Source organism: Methanobacteriaceae archaeon (assembly GCA_013403005.1).
Lineage (GTDB): Archaea > Methanobacteriota > Methanobacteria > Methanobacteriales > Methanobacteriaceae > Methanobacterium.
This window is the reverse complement of record JACBOA010000001.1, coordinates 350219-370189: the sequence shown is the minus strand read 5'-3', so window position 1 is coordinate 370189 and position 19971 is coordinate 350219. Positions and strand designations below refer to the sequence as shown.

Annotated in this window: 18 protein-coding genes; 12 read left to right on the top strand and 6 right to left on the bottom strand. The window is 36.5% G+C overall.

Annotation, left to right across the window (positions count from 1 at the left end; all coding sequences use genetic code 11):
- Positions 1-75: 75 nt before the first annotated feature.
- Positions 76-4092 carry a PAS domain S-box protein gene (locus HVN35_01755; protein NYB51279.1) on the bottom strand — a complete coding sequence of 1339 codons (4017 nt, stop codon included), beginning with the start codon at positions 4090-4092 and terminating at the stop codon, positions 76-78.
- Positions 4093-4292: 200 nt separating this feature from the next.
- Here HVN35_01755 and HVN35_01750 point away from each other — a divergent pair, with 200 nt between their 5' ends.
- Positions 4293-4811: a hypothetical protein gene (locus tag HVN35_01750; GenBank protein ID NYB51278.1), complete on the top strand. Its 519-nt coding sequence runs from the start codon at positions 4293-4295 to the stop codon at positions 4809-4811.
- Positions 4812-5012: 201 nt separating this feature from the next.
- Here the strand turns inward: HVN35_01750 and HVN35_01745 are convergent, their stop codons facing one another.
- On the bottom strand, positions 5013-5867 hold the full coding sequence (locus HVN35_01745) for a VWA domain-containing protein (GenBank protein NYB51277.1): 855 nt from the start codon (positions 5865-5867) through the stop codon (positions 5013-5015).
- 23 nt (positions 5868-5890) lie between these two features.
- Positions 5891-6964, bottom strand: a complete 1074-nt coding sequence (locus tag HVN35_01740; GenBank protein ID NYB51276.1) for an ATP-binding protein — start codon at positions 6962-6964, stop codon at positions 5891-5893.
- Between the two features lie 208 nt (positions 6965-7172).
- Between HVN35_01740 and HVN35_01735 the strand changes: the two genes are divergently transcribed.
- The 3 genes from HVN35_01735 to HVN35_01725 all read left to right on the top strand — a co-directional run bounded on the left by HVN35_01735 (position 7173) and on the right by HVN35_01725 (position 9029).
- Complete coding sequence (locus HVN35_01735) at positions 7173-7328, top strand: hypothetical protein (protein ID NYB51275.1); 156 nt, start codon at positions 7173-7175, stop codon at positions 7326-7328.
- 310 nt (positions 7329-7638) lie between these two features.
- Positions 7639-8118 (top strand): hypothetical protein, encoded by a 480-nt coding sequence (locus HVN35_01730; protein NYB51274.1) that lies wholly within the window; start codon positions 7639-7641, stop codon positions 8116-8118.
- A 206-nt stretch (positions 8119-8324) separates the two neighbouring features.
- Positions 8325-9029 carry a DUF116 domain-containing protein gene (locus HVN35_01725; GenBank protein ID NYB51273.1) on the top strand — a complete coding sequence of 235 codons (705 nt, stop codon included), beginning with the start codon at positions 8325-8327 and terminating at the stop codon, positions 9027-9029.
- 133 nt (positions 9030-9162) lie between these two features.
- Here HVN35_01725 and HVN35_01720 read toward each other — a convergent pair whose 3' ends face one another.
- Positions 9163-9636 carry a response regulator gene (locus HVN35_01720; protein NYB51272.1) on the bottom strand — a complete coding sequence of 158 codons (474 nt, stop codon included), beginning with the start codon at positions 9634-9636 and terminating at the stop codon, positions 9163-9165.
- A gap of 411 nt (positions 9637-10047) precedes the next feature.
- Between HVN35_01720 and HVN35_01715 the strand changes: the two genes are divergently transcribed.
- The 3 genes from HVN35_01715 to HVN35_01705 all read left to right on the top strand — a co-directional run bounded on the left by HVN35_01715 (position 10048) and on the right by HVN35_01705 (position 13553).
- Positions 10048-11523, top strand: a complete 1476-nt coding sequence (locus HVN35_01715; GenBank protein NYB51271.1) for a cryptochrome/photolyase family protein — start codon at positions 10048-10050, stop codon at positions 11521-11523.
- Positions 11524-11706: 183 nt separating this feature from the next.
- Positions 11707-12606, top strand: coding sequence for an alpha/beta hydrolase (locus tag HVN35_01710; protein NYB51270.1), 900 nt, complete (start codon positions 11707-11709; stop codon positions 12604-12606).
- A gap of 188 nt (positions 12607-12794) precedes the next feature.
- Positions 12795-13553, top strand: a complete 759-nt coding sequence (locus HVN35_01705) for a SagB/ThcOx family dehydrogenase (GenBank protein ID NYB51269.1) — start codon at positions 12795-12797, stop codon at positions 13551-13553.
- Between the two features lie 114 nt (positions 13554-13667).
- Here the strand turns inward: HVN35_01705 and HVN35_01700 are convergent, their stop codons facing one another.
- Positions 13668-15371: a PQQ-binding-like beta-propeller repeat protein gene (locus tag HVN35_01700; GenBank protein NYB51268.1), complete on the bottom strand. Its 1704-nt coding sequence runs from the start codon at positions 15369-15371 to the stop codon at positions 13668-13670.
- Between the two features lie 621 nt (positions 15372-15992).
- On the opposite strand from HVN35_01700, the gene HVN35_01695 reads away from it, so the two are divergent.
- The 3 genes from HVN35_01695 (at position 15993) to HVN35_01685 (ending at position 17851) form a co-directional block, all read left to right on the top strand.
- Positions 15993-16559 carry a flavodoxin family protein gene (locus tag HVN35_01695; protein ID NYB51267.1) on the top strand — a complete coding sequence of 189 codons (567 nt, stop codon included), beginning with the start codon at positions 15993-15995 and terminating at the stop codon, positions 16557-16559.
- Positions 16560-16711: 152 nt separating this feature from the next.
- Entirely contained in the window at positions 16712-17449 is a 738-nt protein-coding gene (locus HVN35_01690; protein ID NYB51266.1) for a methyltransferase domain-containing protein, read from the top strand.
- A 69-nt stretch (positions 17450-17518) separates the two neighbouring features.
- The gene (locus HVN35_01685) at positions 17519-17851 is read left to right on the top strand and encodes a dinitrogenase iron-molybdenum cofactor biosynthesis protein (protein ID NYB51265.1); all 333 of its coding nucleotides are present in this window, start codon (positions 17519-17521) and stop codon (positions 17849-17851) included.
- A 65-nt stretch (positions 17852-17916) separates the two neighbouring features.
- On the opposite strand, the gene HVN35_01680 is transcribed toward HVN35_01685, so the two are convergent.
- Positions 17917-18387, bottom strand: coding sequence for a hypothetical protein (locus tag HVN35_01680; protein ID NYB51264.1), 471 nt, complete (start codon positions 18385-18387; stop codon positions 17917-17919).
- Between the two features lie 217 nt (positions 18388-18604).
- Here HVN35_01680 and HVN35_01675 point away from each other — a divergent pair, with 217 nt between their 5' ends.
- A complete protein-coding gene (locus HVN35_01675) occupies positions 18605-19036 on the top strand; it encodes a hypothetical protein (GenBank protein ID NYB51263.1) in 432 nt (143 codons plus the stop codon).
- 343 nt (positions 19037-19379) lie between these two features.
- On the top strand, positions 19380-19970 hold the full coding sequence (locus tag HVN35_01670; GenBank protein NYB51262.1) for a 30S ribosomal protein S3ae: 591 nt from the start codon (positions 19380-19382) through the stop codon (positions 19968-19970).
- Position 19971: the final 1 nt, after the last annotated feature.

Below are 19971 nucleotides of genomic sequence, written 5' to 3'. Positions count from 1 at the left end.
TCAGTTCCTTGGTTAAAATTAGAAGTAATCATTGCCTCTAAGGTACAATAAGCAAAAAAAAATTCAATGTTAAATTTATATTCTTTCTTTATATTTCAGTTCATGGAACTTGACTGTGAAAGATGTTCCCTGACTTTTATCGAGTTCAATAGTCCCATCTAACTGTTTGACAAGGCTAGTTACTAATTGTAGTCCCAGAGACTGGGTATGTCTAAAATCAATTTCATCGGGAAGACCCACACCATCATCACTAACTCTAAGCATTAAGTCTTCCCCTACTCTCTTAAACTCAGCACTTATTTTACCTTTACCTCCCTCGGGATATGCATGTTTTATACAGTTTGAGAGTAATTCACTGTAAATTAGTCCGCATGGAATGGATGTTTCAATATTTAAGAAAATATTAGGCTCAAAATCTAAATCCATTTCAAAACCTTCTGCTGTAATAGAATAGGTGTAATAGATATCCGCAGTTAAGCTTCTAAGATAATCACCGAAGTCTATCTTTACTAGATTATGGGATTGATAAAGTTTTTCATGGATCATGGCCATGGATTTAATACGGTTCTGATTCTGTTTTAGTATATCCAGAAGCTGGGGGTCGCTTACTGCAAAGGATTGTAGATTAAGAATACTGGAGATAATTTGCATGTTATTTTTTACACGGTGATGTATTTCTCTAATTAACAGGTCTTTTTCGTCTAGAGATTTGTTTATTTGCTCTTCGTATCTCTTACGCTGAATTGCCAGGGCAAAAAACTCTGCTATTCTTTTTAATGCTCTCAAATCATGACGAGAATAATCTTTTTCAGGTGGATTGGCCAGGGCAATTTCCCCCACCAGTTCATCATTAATCAAAACAGGAACTGCAAGGAATTTCTCTATTTTAACATGCCCCTTAGGGACTCCTTTGGCTGAAGTGTGATGAGAAGCATCGTTGGTGTAGAATCCTTCTTTGGTATTTAAACAGTGCCCCCAGAGACCAGAGTATAGGCCATCCGGACCAATGGGAAATCTTATCTCCTCAGGTATTTTACCATCCTTGTATACTTCACACTGGGGCATCATCCGGGTTAAGGTTTGATTTACCAGATCCTGATTTTTGGGATCAATGGTGGCTACAAAACCATGCTCACTTCCTGAAATGGATAAAGCCTGCTTTAAGATAACAATGGATATATCTTGAATATTTGTAAGGGGTGAGATTAGAGGTGCGTAAATTTCAGCAAGAGCCTGGTTAATTTTAAGTTCACGCTTAAGTTTCCGATTTGACTGTTTCTTTTCAGTGATATCCAGAACAGAAACCAGACTTTTCCTGGTTCCAGGTAACATGGCCACGCTCATATAAACATCCTTTGTGTTACCCCACCTATCCTTTAAAACGCTCTCATAATTTCTGGGAACTGAACCCGGGTCTGTTCTGCGAATTTTATGGTATTCTTTCATTCGGGAAAGTTCTTCTTCCACAAAAAAGTCAGTCCACTGCATTTTGTTTTGAATTTCATCCTTTGAAAATCCAGTGAGTTTGGCGAATTCTTCATTGACCAGGGATAAAATCATGTTTTCTTCACTTATAGCAGTAGCAGTGCCAGTGTTTTCAAAAATAGCCCTGTATCTGGCTTCAGACTCTTTAAGAGCTTCTTCAGCCTTTTGACTATCCAGAACTTTCCATATAGATTCCATTAAAAGTTCCAGCTGTAATACATCTGTTTCTGTGTAATCTGTTTTTTTATTGGCCACTCCCACCACTGCAACAATTTTATCACCACTGAATACTGGAATGGTCATGAACTTGTGGAGCGGAGCATGACCTTCAGGATAACCCTTTTTAAGAGGATGGGGTGCTTCAAAATCGTTTAATATAATTGGTTTTCTTTGACGGACTGCCTCACCCCATACACCAGTTTGACTCAGTTTGTAAACTGAAGGAGCTTCTTTGATACTGCATTCATCCATAACTCCCTCAGACCAGGTGTTAAGGATGAACTCTTCCCTATCCTCGTAATAATGGTAAATATATCCTATTTTACTTTCTGTTAATTTAATTGCCTCTTCCAGAGCATAATCCAGGAAATCCTGTACAGATTCTGCCTCGTACTGAAGTATTCTCACCAGACTTCTCAATCGAAGTTGATTCTTTTCAAGTTCCTCTTCATACTGTTTGATTTCAGTTAAATCATCGTAAACTGCAACTAAATCTCCAGAAGGGAGTTTGTAAACATAATTTTCCCTCCAGCCTTCTATCCGCTCATCCTTATACATTGAAACCGGGTGTTTTTCCGGAATTCCAGTTTTCCAAACCCTTTGAAACACTTCAAAAAGCCCATATTCCTTAATACCAGGGAATACTTCAGTAACTCTCTTACCCAATACTGATTCCTTTTTTATTTGTTCAATTTCCTCTGCAGCTTGATTGAAGTCTTTAAAAATAAAATCAGAACCATTATTAACTGATTCATAAACTGCCACCGCACTTTTTATATTCTCAAAAATAGCCTTATACTCTGCTTCAGAATTTTCAAGTGCTTTTTCTGCTAATTTACGTTCGCTTATATCTCGGGCTATTGCAAAAAGTGTTTTTTCACCCTTAATGTCAAAGAGTCGTCCGTTAATCTCAACAGGTATCTCTTTCCCATTTTTAGTTTTGTGAACAGTTTCGAAAATCGCAGTGCCCTTATTGAGAAGTTTTTGCCAGTTATCAAACATACGACTAGAATCTGAAGCATCTATATCATTAGGTGACATTTTCAGAAGTTCATCTACTAAATAACCCAACATTTGGCTGGCAACCTCATTTACTTCGGCAAATTTTTCATTTGCACCTTTATCAGTGACTTTAAGCAGGTAGAATGCATCATTAGCGTTGTTAAAAATTTCCCTGAACTTTTCTTCACTTTCTAAGAGTTGTTTTTCTGCTTTTTTTTGTTCAGTGATGTCAACCATTAATCCAATTAAACCTGCAATTTGTCCCTGATCATCATTAAAGGTAGATTTATTGAAAAGCACAATGTGTTTGGAACCGTCAGCATATTGAACTGGGGCCTCATAGGATTGCGAACTTGGGTTATCAAATAGTTCCTTATCTTTTTTGTGATATTTATCAGCTAATTCTTTAGGTGCAACCTCATAGACCGTCTTTCCAATTATTTCTTCTTTTCGGAACCCTATAAAGTCTTCAAATGCCTTGTTACAGCCTATATATTTGTAATTTGTGTCCTTGTAAAATACGGGGTAAGGTATAGTGTCTATTAAATTTTGAAGGAAATTATATTGATCTTTGACTGTTTTTTCCGCATTTTTGCGTTCAGTAATGTCTTCAAGTGTTTCTAATGCTCCAATCACCTCTCCACTATCATCTTTAATTGTAGCAGCGGTGAAATGCAACCATTTCCCATTTTTCCCCAATGAAGGGAAAAAATCTTCAACTTCAAAAGCATTTTTTAAATGTTCAGATTCCTGGTATTTTCCCCCATACCACTTATCTATAGAGATAAAATCCTCTTCAACCATTAGATCAGCCAAGCATGGTCTTTTTTCACTGTAAAATGCCCTCCAGTGCTCATCAGTGCCTACAATCTCTTCTGCAGAAATACCACTGTAGGATGCAAGGGCCTCATTCCAGTAGAGAACATGATGATTTTTATCAATTACAAATTGTAAAATTGGTGAATCATTGATTATTGAGTTTAAAAGCCTTTCACGAACTTTGAGATTTTTCTCCATCTTATTTTTATAAAGAGCCAGTTCTATGGAATATCTAAGTTCAGAAGAATCGAAGGGTTTGATTATATATCCATAAGGCTCTGTTAGTTTTGCCTTCTGGACCGTGGCATCTTCAGAATGAGCTGTTAAAAAAATTAATGGTATATTGAGATTTTTAATTTTAAATGCCGCTTCAATACCATTTATCTCTCCTTTTAAAACTATGTCCATTAAAATAAGATCCGGCATGACCTCTGCAGCCTTTTCTACAGCATCATCACCACGAGAAGCTACATAAGGAACTTCATATCCAAAAGATTCCAGAGTACGTTTAAGATCCATGGCTTCTATGGCATCATCCTCTACCACGAGGATTTTTCCTCTATGCAAACCATCACCCATTCATTAAGATCCTCTAAAATAAAGGCAAAGCAACTTTTTTTAACTAAGCTTTCTGGATATATTATGTTTATTCTCTTATTTGAGTTTATGTAAAAAACCGATAATGAAGTTTTTTTATACTCATACAAAATGTATTCCCATACTAAATGTATTTCCGTAGAGGAAACCAATAAAAAAGATGTGATAACATGGAAAAAAAAGACCTGATCTTGGGAGTTATAGTGGTATTAGTAATAATAATGATATCAGTTATAATTACTGCCTTTTCAGGGAATAATACATTTCAAAATGGCCAAATATCATTTGAATATCCTAAAGACTGGTCACAAGACCATATTGTGGGAAATTTCTCCAACAACAGTTTGTATTCAGAAGTCACCTTTAAGAAAAATTTCCCTTCAGGCAACGGAACTGATGAAACCGCTTATATTATTCTACAAAAGGAACAGAAGGCAATTGGTACATTCAATTTACCTACTAAATCAAACATTGCTATGAACACCAGCAGTCCCTCAACAGTTTCTGTGGGAGTAGCTAATCTTACCCATATTCAAATAGCAAGTTATGGGAAAAATGTTGCACATAAAACAACCATCATGGAAAATAACGAGTTTTACATTTATTTAGAATACATCAGCCCACCCTGGGCAGTTAATGCTACAGAAGAAGCATACAATACCATCCTAAAAACCTTGAAAATTAGTTAATAGCTAATATAATAATAAAATCTGATAATTGCTTTTAAAAAAATAATGCTATTTTTAAGGTTTTAAAATACATCATCGAAGTTAAAAACAGCAAATCAGATCATTGAAGGAAATATTAAAGTATAAGGTGTTAGAGTACTAATTTGGTAAAATTAGCATGAAATAATTAAAAAAATAGGAAAAAATAGCGATATTTATATATTATATCTTTTCTCTTTCCAAATCCATTATCCTGGAAACTGCCATTGTCGGATCTTTCAATTCTTCTATATCGTAATATCGTGCCCCTGCAGCCAGGGCTAATTCCATATTTACTTCATGACCATAACGCACCGATCTTTCGAAGTTAATGACCACCGTGTGAATCTCTTTATCTTTAATTTTACCTGCAACCTCAAGGGCATCCTTTATTGGTCCTTGATCTAATGCTACATTGGGCATTCCATCAGATAAGACCAGCATTAAAGGAACAAATTCATCCTTTAATTTCTCTTTCTTAAGGATTTCATAACCCTTTTTTAACCCTGCAGCCAGAGGGGTGGTTCCTCCAACCTGAATATCATCGATCTGCTTTCTGAAGGACGTTGCCCGGCGAGTGCTGGGGATGATTACTTCAGCTTTTTCCCCCTTGAATCCAACCAGGCTAATGCGATCCTGGTGGCGATGGGCATCCTCTATAACCGTGTTCAGTATTCCTTTCAAGCGGTTGGCTTTTCTATCAGAAAACATTGACCCACTAATATCCACCACCAGGACAATTGATGCTTTAGCTCCATGCTTCCTTATTTTATGACGTAAATCTTCACTTTTAACCTTAATTTTACCATCAGAACTCAAAGCAGCAGCTCTGAGAGTTGCATCAATGGCAATGTCTCCAGATGAATCTTTGGGGAGTTCACTCTTTATGTAACGTCCTTTTTGAGTTTTTGAATCAACACGCTGCCCGTAAAGACGTTTCTTCTTTTTCCCCTTTAATTTAAGGAGTTTTTTAACATCAACTTCTTCTTCCTGAGCATCAACTTCTTCTTCATGCTTCTTGAGGGTTTTAAGTTGCATAGCCCTCTTTTTCTGGGGGCCTTCTACCCTATTTGGGGCTTTTTTTTATCATCCCCAGTTTTGTCCTGTGAAATCTCATTAACAGCATTTTTTACTTCTTTTTTGATTTTTTCCTTATTAAATGATTTCTTATGAAATCTTTCACCCAAAACCAGAGCAGCGGCCTCTTCCACATCAATAAGTTCAACCTCTTCATGCTTATAATATGCTGCAAGAGTTTTAGCCGTCTTTAAAATGGCAATGTCAGACCGGTGCCCATCCACCCCCAAATCAACACATACTTGAGCTATTATTTTCATTATATCCTCTGAAACTTTTACTTTAGGGAGGAGTTGCCTGGCCAGAGTGATGTTTTCCAGGATTTGATCCTGATATTCCTGGAATTCTTCCCGGAAAGCGTGGGGATCCTTTTCGAATGCTTCCCTCCTTTCCATGATCTTAACCCTATCCTCTATGTCCATTATACTCTGAACTGATATCTGCAGGCCTATTCTATCTGATAACTGCGGTCTGAGCTCTCCTTCAGCTGGATTCATGGTTCCCACCAGTATAAAGTTAGAGGGGTGAGCCAAGGAAATACCTTCACGTTCCACAGTATTTATTCCATAAGCCGCAGCATCCAAAAGAACATCCACCAGATTATCATCCAGGAGGTTGATCTCGTCAACATAAAGGATGTTACGATTAGCATCAGCAAGTATACCTGGTTCTAATGCTTTGGTACCTTCCTTAAGAGCTTTTTCAATATTTATGGAACCCACTACACGATCCTCAGTTGCTCCCAGAGGTAACTCCACCACCCTCATTTTCCTTTCTTCTATCAGGATCTCCCCGGATTCATCTAATCTGCAGGATTCACATAATGAGTCCGGGTCATCTGGATCACAGTTGAAAGAACACCCCTTAACCACCCTTAACGGAGGTAAAAGATCAGCCAATGCACGTACTGCAGTGGTCTTACCAGTTCCTTTATCACCTTTTATCAGCACCCCACCAATGGAGGGGTTAATTGCATTTAACACCAGGGCTTTTTTAACTTTTTCTTGACCTACAATAGCAGAAAATGGGAAAATCAGGTTTTTCAATAGTCTCACCATCTCAAGACAGACTGGTTTTTAAATTACCTTTATAGATTAACTAAATGTTGTTATATTGAATTTTATAGGATAAATAATCTGTCATGTTTAAATTTCTAAGTAATTAGCCTCATAATACTATTTATGTGACCTTTAGGATTTCTGGCCAATCTTGGACATCCCAAAAACTAAATAATACCAAATACAATATAATGATTGGTGATAAAAAATGTGTACTGTGGGTGGCCCTATGGCCGATATTAAAATGAAAAAGCTTAAAACCAAAAAATACCGATGTTTAGACTGTGGAAATGAGTTTAAAGGTATTGGAAGGAGAGTTGTTTGTCCAACCTGTCAGTCGGACAATGTTGAGGAACTTGAATAAACACCATGTTGAATGAATTATTGAAATTCTACAAAGAAGTGAATATATCCAATAAATGGATGCAACACATTGAAAATTTGAATATGGAAAATAATGGTAATTTATCATTCTATAATAAAATAATTAATAATGCAATTTTAATAATAAAAGGTATTTAAATTATATTATAAAGAAACTACCCTTGGAAAGGCTTTAATCATAGCGAATTATATCTAAAAGAGCATGTATAGAAAGATGAGTTAAAAATATTTAGTCGACAACTATAATTTCTCATTATATAACTCTAAACAATTAAGTAAAACCAAATTACATGAAACATAGAATTAACCTACAAGATGATGAAATAATTTTTTTAAAAGGTGAATCCGGAACTGTTGGTGTGGTTAAATTTGCAAAAAAAGGCCAAATATTCATTGGCACACCAGATAAAGAAGAAATAGTAATGTTTCTAGAACCTGAAGATATCATTGCCGTTTCATCACTTAATTCAGGCTCCAATGTCGAAGAAGGTATAAAATCATTGATTTTCTTGCTGAGAGATTTAGGTGCCCCCTTGGTTGTTCTACCTCCAGATCATCCCACATCAAAAAGACTCCCCCTGGTGGCTAGTTGTGGGGAGAAAGTTCGTCTTGACTGTAATATAACACCCGGGACCCATCCAGAACAGGACATATTATGTGCCTGTGAAGATCTTTCTGGAATAGAAATAAAGGGATTTGATGGCGGGATAGAAATCAGCAGCAAACAAACAGAATTTAAACTAAACGACTTAAAAATTGATAAATTTTAAAAATAAGTCATCTAACCCCACTCTCTTTCTTATGTAAAATAAATTTTAAATTAATAACCAGTTTAATATAGCATGATAAATAGAAAATACTTACACTTCTAAGTAAACTGATTTGACAAACAATCTTGCGCACCTTAATTTATATATGTTATTTATATGATGTTTCAACCAAGAACTCTTAAAACTTAACATTCTACCTGATAATTATGACTATCTCCGAATTTTACCAGATATTTGGTCAAGTGGTTTTCGCGGCCGGAATCCTTCTACTGGTTCTTTTATCTGTCACCCTCATCCTAGGCCGCATGCTTATTGAAAAAGACCGTCTGGTTTTCCCAAAACTGCTTCTTTTTACTATGGACGTTTTTTATGGGCTTTTCAAAAAGTTTTCAGAAAGCGTTGGTGTGGATGCTAAAATTGTGGATCATATAGGTGTAGAAGTACGAAACAAGGTCAATGAAAAGGTTTTCAGGAAAACTGACCCCAAAGATACCATTCTGGTCTTACCTCACTGTCTGCGGCACATAGATTGTGAAGCAAAACTGGAAGCATCAGGCCTGGTTTGCGAAAACTGTAACCGATGCGTTATTGGAGTTTTGAAAAACAAAGGAGAAGAAATGGGTTACAGAGTGTTCATAATCCCCGGTTCCACATTCCTCAAAAAGATAGTGGAACAGAACAAATTCAAAGCTGTTTTAGGAGTTGCATGTTTCCAGGATCTTAACCTAGCCATGATGAAGGTTTCAAAATACTCTCCTCAGGGAGTACCTCTCCTCAGAGATGGATGTATAAACACCAAAGTTGACAGCCGAGCAGTTCTCGAGAAAATGGGAGTTAAACTTAAAGAAGCCAAAAAACTCGCACCACAGAGTTCATGCAGCAAAGAACACGACAAAAGAGGATCTTTCTAGTTTTCTAGTTCTTTTTTCTTATGTTCCTACTCGGCAACACACCAAAATAACAATTATACCTTAAAAAAAATTTTAATATTTAAAAAATCCCCACCAAACTAAAAAAAAACCAAACTAAAAAAAAAAAGAAGGATTACGGTTTACTGAGCTCATTTAAAATCTCTGTTGAAACCTTCAAGAACTTTTCGAGCAACTTACGATATTTTTCTTCACTTTCTTTTAATTTCTGCTCCATTTGGTGCTTGTAAAGTGCCATTTCAATGGCGCTTTGGATTTCCCTATCCTCAAAGGGTTTCAGGACATAACCAAATGGTTCTGTTACCTTGGCTCTTTCTAAGGTTTTTTCATCGGAATAAGCTGTAAGATAAATAATGGGAATTTGATACTTTTCGCGTATGCTTTGAGCAGCCTCTATCCCATCCATCTCACCCTTCAGCACGATATCCATCAGAACCAGTTGAGGTTGCAGTTCACCAGCTTTCGCAATAGCCTCTTCTCCCGTATCAAAAATACCTAAAACATCATATCCCATGTTTTCCAGGCGATGTTTGACATCAGCAGCCACAATGATTTCGTCTTCCACCAGCATTATACTCGCATTGGACATGTGCTCCCCCATGATATGAACTTCAATTAAGGAATAACTTGACTCTTAACTAAGTTAGAACTTAAAAACTTAACCCATTACACCCCTTTTAGTTGAATCAGCCCGGTATGTGTAAAAAAACATTTCATTACATCATTTTCTACTAACTAAATATGGATATATTATAGTATGTCATACAATAATATTTTATAATTTCTATATTATTTCTATCTTAAATTCTATTTAAAAAAATACCCATTCGAGGGTTGATCTAAATAGAAAGTTATTTAATAGAATATCTTCCAATTATAATTAATTTAAACCGTCTTAACAGTTTATTTCATTAAATAAGAACTCTCTAATCACTAAAATAAATGGGGAAATATTAAAAATTAGAAAGAATCATACTAATAATAGGATAACATGGCCAAGATAGATGCTGCCTTAGTAATATTTCCCCATCAGCTATTCAAAAAAATTCCTAGTTTTCATGAGATCAATCAACCTATTTACCTAGTTGAAGAACAGCTCTTTTTCCATGACTCCACATATAAAATCCCCTTCCATAAAAAAAAGATTCTTCTACATCGCGCATCAATGAAAGCTTATCAATACTATTTAGATGAGAAGGGTTACCAGGTCAACTATCTTGACTATCAATCTGACCCTGAAATGAATTATCTTTTTAAAAGATTGGAAAAGGATGGAATTGAAAATATTTATTATGCAGATCCTGTTGATTTTGCACTGGATGAACGCTTGCAAAGATATTCTGCTGAATTTAATATAGTGAATCATGAGTTAAACTCTCCTTCATTTTTGAATTCTAAGAAATCACTGAAATACTATTTCCAGGATAATAAAGGTTATAGGTTAACTTCTTTTTATATTAATGAACGTAAACGTCTGGGAATCCTTATAAAGGATGGTAAGCCTGTGGGTGGAAGGTGGACCTTTGATAAGTACAATCGGAGGAAGATTCCCAGGAGATTGGACATTCCCACCGTTAAAAGTGCCCCTGAAAATCCTTTCATAAAGGAAGCTACCCTTTATGTGGAGAAAAAATTTCCCCATCACCCTGGAAGTACTGATGGTTTTTTTTATCCAGTAACTCATGATGATGCTGAATTGTGGTTGGATGAATTCTTAGAAAAACGTTTTTTCTATTTTGGTGATTATCAGGATGCCATAAAAAAAGGCGAACCATTTCTTTTCCATTCCCTATTATCCAGTTCCCTGAACATTGGACTTTTAACCCCAGAAGAAGTCCTCCTTAAAGTGCTTTCAACAAAGGGAGTCCCTTTAAATTCACGGGAAGGTTTCATCAGACAGATAATTGGTTGGAGGGAGTTTTTAAGAGCAGTGTATCTGTTTGAGGGTGATAATCTTAGAACCAGGAACTACCTGGAATTCCATCAAAAGATGCCTGGAAGTGTGTGGAAGGGTGAAACCGGGCTAATCCCCTTCGATAATACTGTGAAGAGGGTGATGGAGAATGCTTACGCCCATCACATAGAAAGACTGATGATCCTGGGGAATCTGATGCTATTATTGGAGGTAAACCCTGACGAAGTATACTACTGGTTCATGACCCTCTTTATTGATGCTTATGACTGGGTGATGGTGCCTAATGTTTATGGAATGAGCCAATATGCAGATGGAGGCCTGATCACCACCAAACCATATATCAGCTCCTGTAATTATCTTTTAAAGATGAGTGATTATCCTCCAGGCCAATGGTGCGAGAAATGGACTTCACTTTTCTGGAGATTCATATGGACTCATCAGCAACTTCTGGAAGAAAATCCTCGCTTGGCACTTTTAAAAAATTATTTGAGGGATGAAAAGAAAATTAAAAAACATCTAAATGAAGCTGATAATTTTCTTAGGTCCATAAAAATGCTATGAACCGCAAAAATGGAAAAAATTGCTGGGAAAAAAGTATGATTTATAATAATTTCTATTTCAACATAGAATGAACTCTGCAACACAAAAATTAAAGAAAATAAATAAAAATCTAGATTAAGACTAGATTAAGACCAAAAATTTACTAAAAAAAAAATAATATTTAAGATTATAAACTAATAAAAAATGCATGTTGGGACTAAATTGAGTTTAAATACCATTGAATTGCTTAAACTTATTAAGAAGCAGTTTGATTTAGATGAAAGGGATTTAATAAAAATCCGTGAGAATTTTGATGAATTCTATCTTTCATTTAGTTCCAATGGACCTTTGAAAATTTTAAAAGAACATAAATCACCGGTACCTTCATATTGGATTGTTACTCCCCAATGCAGTTATGAGAAGGTTGTTTTATTCTTCCATGGAGGTGGATTCAACTTGGGATCCACCAGAGGACATCTGGATATCTGCCAGAGATTATCTAAATACACTGGTTTTTCAGTATTTAGTGTTGATTATCGCCTGGCACCGGAAAACCCCTTTCCACTGGCAGTAGAAGATGCTATTGAATCTTATCTGTGGTTGCTGGATGAAGGTTTCCAGGCTGAGGATGTTGTGATATCCGGAATATCCGCTGGTGGGAACTTGGCACTGGCCTCCCTGCTGGCCCTTAAAAAAATGGAGGTTGAACTGCCATATTGTGCAGTATGCATGTCTCCTGCGGTGGATCTTAACTTTCCAGTTGTTTACAAGCACCTGAAGGATGTGAATGATTGGATTGATCACCAGAGACTGGAAAAGGTTAGAGAATTATATTTACAGGGACAAAATCCCAAGAACCCCCTGGCTTCACCAATATATGGAGATTTAGAAGGGCTTCCACCCCTTCTACTTCAAGCTGGGAGTCGGGAGCTTCTTCTTTGCGATATTAATCGTTTCAGAGATTTAGCCATTTCAAATGAGGTAAAGGTTAGTCTGGAAGTATGGCAGAACATGTTCCACTGCTGGCAGATTTTTTATACTCAACTTCCTGGAGCCGATGGATCAATGCAGAGTATTGGAAGGTTTGTTAAAGGATTACGATAAAATTAATTTATCAAGGGAAATAAGGAAATTATTTAGAATATGGAAACTAACCATTTCAACAAAAAAGGTCCAAATTATTCAGGATGGTGCTATAATGAACGCATTTTCCAATCTTTGTTTTAGAGCAAATAGGATAGAGTTTTAGGATATGGGAAATAATATAAAAGAAAATGATAAGGGGTGTATAAATGAATTTAAACCAATATCGCTATTTTTTAAAGGATTCCATCAGGAAAACCATTGATTTTTCTAAAACTGACCAGAGTTTGGGTATAAAAGCTCCGCCTATAGAAAAGCCCTATTCTCCAGAATCTGAGAGGATAGAACTTATCAGCACTGATTGGGATGAGATATTTGACTTAAGCCTTTCTGAAGCGATTAAAAATCGTCAGAGTCGGCGAAGTTATACCCAGGAACCTCTTACCCTAATGGAATTGTCCTATCTTTTATGGGCAACCCAGGGAATTCGCATGTACGCCGGTGATTACGCATTTCGTAATGTGCCATCTGCAGGTTGCAGGCATGCTCTGGAAACGTATTTAGCAGTTTTTAATGTGGAATTAGATAAAAATGGAGAGAAACTTAAACAGGGAATTTACCGTTATCTTCCTTTAACCCACGAACTTCTCCTAGAATTTGAAGAGAGTAACTTACAACAGGAAATGATTAAAGCAACTTTTGGCCAGAATTTTGCAGGATCATCAGCAGTGACCTTCATATGGAGTGCTATACCCTACCGTATGGAATGGCGCTACGCACTGGACTCCCATAAAGTGATAGCCATGGATGCCGGACATGTGGGTCAAAACATGTATCTGGCCTGTGAGGCTATTGGAGCTGGGACCTGTACCATCGGTGCCTATGATCAGGAATACATTGATGATTTATTGCGTCTGGATGGTGAAGATGAATTTGTTATCTATTTAGCACCAGTAGGGAAAGTTTAGATTTCAGTAAAAAATCATTAAAATGCTTTGAATGAATTACTAAACCACTTCAAAACCATTGTTGTAAAAGAAATTTTTGATCAAAGGAAAAAAATAAAAAAATAGTGTTTCTGGTTAATCCAAGCGTGAAGAAAGTCCAGTCATAACCAGAAGCACTGCCAAGACCAATGGAAGAAGTGATAAACCAGTACCCTGCATTCCCACAGTCTTTCCAGATGAATAACCTTTAACTGTTGTTTGTGAAGCTGATTGTGCATAAATTGTAATACTCTGGGTGTTGGTGTTGATGTATGGATCATAACTGGATGTTGAAAGAATTGGTGAAATTATAATTTCTCCTGCACTAGCTACCAGCAGATCAACGACGAGAGTGGGGTCAGTCTTTGCAGGAATATCACCTAAGTTCCATTTTATGGTTTTTGTAGCAGAATTGTACTGATAAAGATTGTATCCGTCCGGTGAGTATAAGTTCCTGTATTTAAGGTTTGTTGGTATTTGCCAGTTGAAAGTAGTCTGTAAAGCAACGGATGGTCCGTTATTTCCCACTTTAAAGGTAACTTGAATGTTTTCACCTACTCTTGGGGAAGTTTTGTCAACACTTGTTTTCACATATAAACTGGACTGTGGGGTTTGCTGATCTCCAATGGCATAGAGTTTTCCATTATAGCTTGATGAGTAGATAAAACCTCCAGGTCCGATGACAGGTGGTGTTTCTAGACTTCCTCCAGTAGTATGAGCCCATTTTAATTTACCACTTTGAGGGTCAAGAGCATATAGACTCCCATCCTGACTACCAAAGTAAATAGTTCCGTCCTTAGCTATTGCGGGTGGAGAATTAACTCCTCCACTTGTAAATGTCCATTTTAAAGTTCCATCTAAAGGGTTTAATGCAAAATACTTGGAACCGATGCTCCCCTCTCCAAATAAAATGGAACCATCAATTCCAATGGCCGGAGCTGTAACTCCACGACTTCCAGTGTAGTGAGTCCACCTCATTGTTCCATCTGCAGGGTTCAGAGCAAAATATCTGGCAGCAATACTAGTATCAATTGGCCATTTTTCTCCAACATAAATGGAACCATCGGGCCCAATGGCTGGAGGAGTCAGAACAGATCTACCCGTGGTGAAACTCCATTTTTCGGTTCCGTCTTGGTTCAAAGCATATAAATTTTTGTCTGAACTTGCAAAGTAAATAGATCCCCCTTTGTCAATTGCAGGTGAAGAAGTCACTGTACCTCCAGTTGTATATTTCCAGTTTAAAGTTCCATCAGGATTTAAAGCATAAAAATTTCCATCAACACTCCCAAAGTAAATGGAACCATCATTACCTATTGCAGGGGAAGACATAATAGACCCGCTAGTGGTATATTTCCATTTTAAAGTTCCATCAGGATTTAAAGCATAAAAATTTCCATTAGCAGTCCCAAAGTAAATAGTTCCATCTTCTGCTATTGCAGGGGAAGACAGAATAGATGCATCAGTGGTATAACTCCATATGTTAACACCCTGAGAGCTTAAAGCATAAAAATTACGATCATTACTCCCAAAGTAAATGGAACCATCCTTACCTATTGCTGGCGAAGTAAGTATTGGACCACCAGTAGTATAACTCCATTTTTCGATGGGTGTTTCAGGCCCAAGGTAGGGCGACTGGCCAGTATTCTGGTTGTCATGTTGATATTTGGGTTGGGGAGAATCTGCCAGAGCAGAATCCGTATCTGCTGTTACAGGTGAAAGGAATAGCATAACTCCAAAAATAGTTAGAACCACTACTGTGATTTTTATTGTTTTTCTCTGAAAATCTATTGTAAAATCCATTATTTCTCACCTCCTTTTAATTTTTCTTCATTTTTCAATGAAATTTATGCACTTTTTATCACCATTAGAGAAGTTTATGGTCATGACTGCATTGATTGAGAATTTGCAAATTCTTTTATTTTAATGATATTTATGACGATTTCTAATATTAATATATGACTATAACCTACATATAATTTTTTTCACACGAATTTAAGATGTGTTTTAACGATCTAATCCAAAAAAGGCTAAAATAATTTAGAATCATGAAATAAACGACATTATATTTATTAAAAACAAATTAAAAACAATTATAGGTCAATTGGTAAATGAAAAATGTTAAAAATACCCCATTTTTGGTAACTTTAAACCAAAAAAAAAATTATCGACCTTACTTAGAATAAAGTTGAAGAAGTGTCGATCTAAAGAGCGAAAACCAATAGAAATAAATTTAGAGTCCTAAGCAGACATTCAGATAATAATAACAATAAATATTGGATTTGATAATGATGCAGGGATTTAAAAAAGCCAAAATAATAAAATAATTGTTCAAATAATATTTATAGATTTAAAATAGTTGTAGACTAATATGAATATGAAGATAAAAAAATAAAATAAAAAAGATATTTAGGGAGGTTTTTTATGAGTAAAGTTTTAATTTTATGCGCCAGCCCCCGTAAAGAAAGTAATACCATGCAAGTACTGGAAGAATGTGCCAAGACCATAGAAGAAAAGGGACTTGAAACTGAAATAATATCTTTAAGGCAGATGAAAATCCGTTCCTGTATTGCCTGTGGAAAATGCTCTGAATTACACCAATGCGCCCTTAAAGATGGTCTCAACGAAATCATTGAAAAAATAAAATTAGCAGACGGTTTCATTGTTGGTTCACCCGTATACTTTGGAACAGCAAGGGGTGAGATGATGTCAGCCCTGCAGAGAATTGGAATGGTCAGCAGGGTTTCAGGAAATTTCTTATCATGGAAAGTGGGCGGTCCCATTGCTGTGGCCCGGAGAGGTGGTCACACTGCCACCATACAGGAAATGCTCATGTTCTTCTTCATAAATGACATGATCGTCCCGGGAAGCACCTACTGGAACATGGTCTTCGGGTGGAAGCCAGGAGAAGTTGAAGAGGATACTGAAGGAATCGAAACCATTCAAAGATTTGCAGATAACGTTGCCCAACTCATAAAAAAGATTAAATGATAATCTTTCGCCATACCCATATAACTGAACAGAAGTACTATTAAGATTAGATTAAGAAAAAAAGACTATCCAAAGTAACATCAGAATTAAAACATCACCATTAATAAGATATTAATAAGATATTAATCCTTTACAAACCTTTTAATGATACTATGCCCGAACAGCAACTTTACCGGAAATTCGCACCTTACTATGACCTTATCTACCAATGGATGGATTATTCTGGAGAAGCAGAATTTGTGAAAATGGTTGTAGACCAGTTTAAAACATCTGATGGTAATCATCTTCTTGATGTGGCCTGTGGAACTGGTAATCATGCCCAGTACCTTCAAGATTCATTCCAGATAGTGGGATTGGATTTAAATGAGGATATGTTACATATTGCCCATGAAAAGGTTCCGGAAATGGAGTTAATCCAGGGTGACATGAGAGAACTGGACTTGCAACATGAATTCGATGTTATAATCTGCCTTTTTTCATCTATAAACTACCACACCAACCTTATTGACCTTGAAAAAACATTTAAAAATTTTTATAGTCATTTAAAAGTTGGTGGAGTTTTAATATTCGATTTGGGATTCTGTACTGAAAATTGGGAAGAAGGAAGGATGCTGGTTGATGCGGTAGTTGAAGGAGATCTTCAGCTGGCCAGGATATCCCAGAGCCGGCTCTATGATGGAGTTTTCAATGCCAACTTTGTCTTCCTGATTAAAGAAGATGGAGTGATGGATTTTGAAATTGACCAGCACCAGATTGGTGTTTTTTCCACACGGGATGTAATGAGGATTCTGGAAGAAACCGGGTTCCAATGTCACATCTACAGTAACTATGAGGATCTTGCATGGGATGATAAATCCGGTGAAAGACCGGTTTTTGTATGCATAAAATAATAATAAAAATAATGGCATAAAATTATAGAAAAATAATATTATTTGCCAATTAAAGGAAAGGGACCCTATATGAGAATTGCAGTGGCAACTTCAGACCAGATTAATGCAGATCATTTTGGCAGGGCCAAGGGATTTGCCATATACCAGTGGGATGGTGGGGATGATGCGGAATTTATTGAATATATTAAGACCCATATTAACCCTGAAGAAAAACACCAGTGGCACAAGGGCCTCCAGATCCTGGGAGACTGCCAAGTCATTATTGCAGCTCAAGCTGGTATGAAAGCAAAATATGGTATTAAAAAAGCAAATTTAAAACTAGTTGAAGATGAAGGGAGTGTTGAAGAAGTTTTAAAGCGTTTCATAGACCATGAAATATTTATGAATAAAATTTATGAATAAAACTTCCTAAGTAGATCTATCCAGGTAAAAACTAAAAAAATCTCCCTATCAGTAAAAAAATATCTTTATAAAACCAGGAGAATGTCTTTAGGATTATCCGGATGAATCATTACTGTAACTTTCCTACCAACCGGAATGGAACCCATATCCAGTAGGTTTACTATTTCTTTATGTTCCAACTCGTATGTTTCTGCAGGTGTGGTAATTCTGAGTTTGAATTTGACTTGTGGTTGCTCATTGATATAAGTTCCAGTCTGTTCCCGGCTCAGAATCTCTGCTTCACCCCTTATACCCTCATTCAAGAGGTATGTTTCCCGATCATTGATCCTTTTGTAATAATAATAAACTCCTAAAGCTCCTAAAAGTGGAAAAACTATGAATGCGCCACCCATTATAAATAGAAAATTGTTAAGTGGATATCCATCATCATTCAGAGCTTCTGGGGATACCATTAAACCATAAACAATCATTCCCACTCCCACCAACACTAAAGGAGCTGTAGTTATTACCCAGAGCTTGTTTGATACTTGCCACATTGAATTACACCCCCCCTTTTTAAATTACACCGAAATAAAGGTTATTTTTTTATTTTAATTCGTTTAAAATATTATAAATCCAAAATTCTAAGCTTTAAGCCCAATTAGTAAATCATTGATTAATAAGATTATATACATCATGAGATAAAAAGTTTATGAAAGGTTTTACCTACACTGAGTACCAAGTACCCTACACATATTTTAGGGGGAGGTGAGGTTGATTGAATTATTTCCCTATGCCCATATCCTATCCGGAATTTTGGTTCTAATAATTGGTTTTGTTTTCCATTTCATTGGCCAACTCATAAGTATTGTTGATTGGAACCGGGCTGTCGAGTTAGGTATAGCTGAGAAGGGAATCTTGGAAGAGTATAAAGATTATGAGAAAGGCCTGGCTATGGCGGATATTGTTATTGGTTGGATTTATGGTTTCATTGGAGTGGGACTCATCTTCAGTGCTCAGTGGAGTTATAAACTGGCCTGGATTCCAGGAGTGATATTTATATACCATAGCATCAGTTTCTGGTTCTGGAGTAGGAACCAGGAAAGTAGGGGTTGCAAATACCGAAGCAGTTCAGGAAAGGTGGGTTGGTTCCTGGCTAACTTATTAAGTGGTATTTTTATTGTTCTTGTTGCCTGGTATGCCTGAACCTATTGGGAACCTATTAGAATTCAGCTATATTCATTTCAGTCTTTTTGATAGTCAAATCAGCGAACCAAACAAAAAGTAAATCAAATCAATATTTAATCCAAATCAGGGGCAATATTTCAATTCGGGTTAAAAATAATACAGGGGAATACTGACTCTATGAAATGATTTTCCCCTAGTTTTACTATTTTGACAATATTTATAAACCATGAATGAGATTTATAATAAATGATTCTAAACTTTTAGATTAGTTGTGATTTTTAGAGATTTATCTATTGAATCGCGAATTCTGTATAAAATACTTACAAAATGATACGAAATACGAATATAATAAGTGATTAGTATGGCTAAAGCAAGACGTAGAAGAGTAAGAGATACATGGAAAGATAAACAATGGTACACTATTACTACTCCTAAAGAATTCGGAGATGCTGAGATAGGCACCACCCCGGCCCGGGATCCGGATATGCTCCTTAAAAGAAGAGTTGAATCCACCATGAGGGAACTTACAGGGGACTTCAGCAAGCAGTATGTGAAACTAAAATTCCAGATCAGTGAAGTTGCCGGAGACACTGCCACCACCCGTTTCATAGGCCACCAGGTTACCACTGACTATGTTAGAAGCATGATCCGGAGAGGAACCAGCCGGATTGATGCCATAGTCAAGGCTGAAACCAAAGACGGGCAGAAAATGAAGATTCATGTTCTGGCCATAACCATTAAAAGAGCTAAATCATCCCAGCAGCGCTACATCAGGGAAACCATAGAAAAACTGGTTGTGGATGCTGCATCACAGAAAAACTTCGTGGAACTGGTGGAAGAAATAATAGGTGGGAAACTGGCATCCTATGTATACCACGAAACTAAGAAAATATACCCCCTGAAAAGGGTGGAAGTAATAAAAACTAAAGTAGTTGACGAAAAAAAGTCATGAT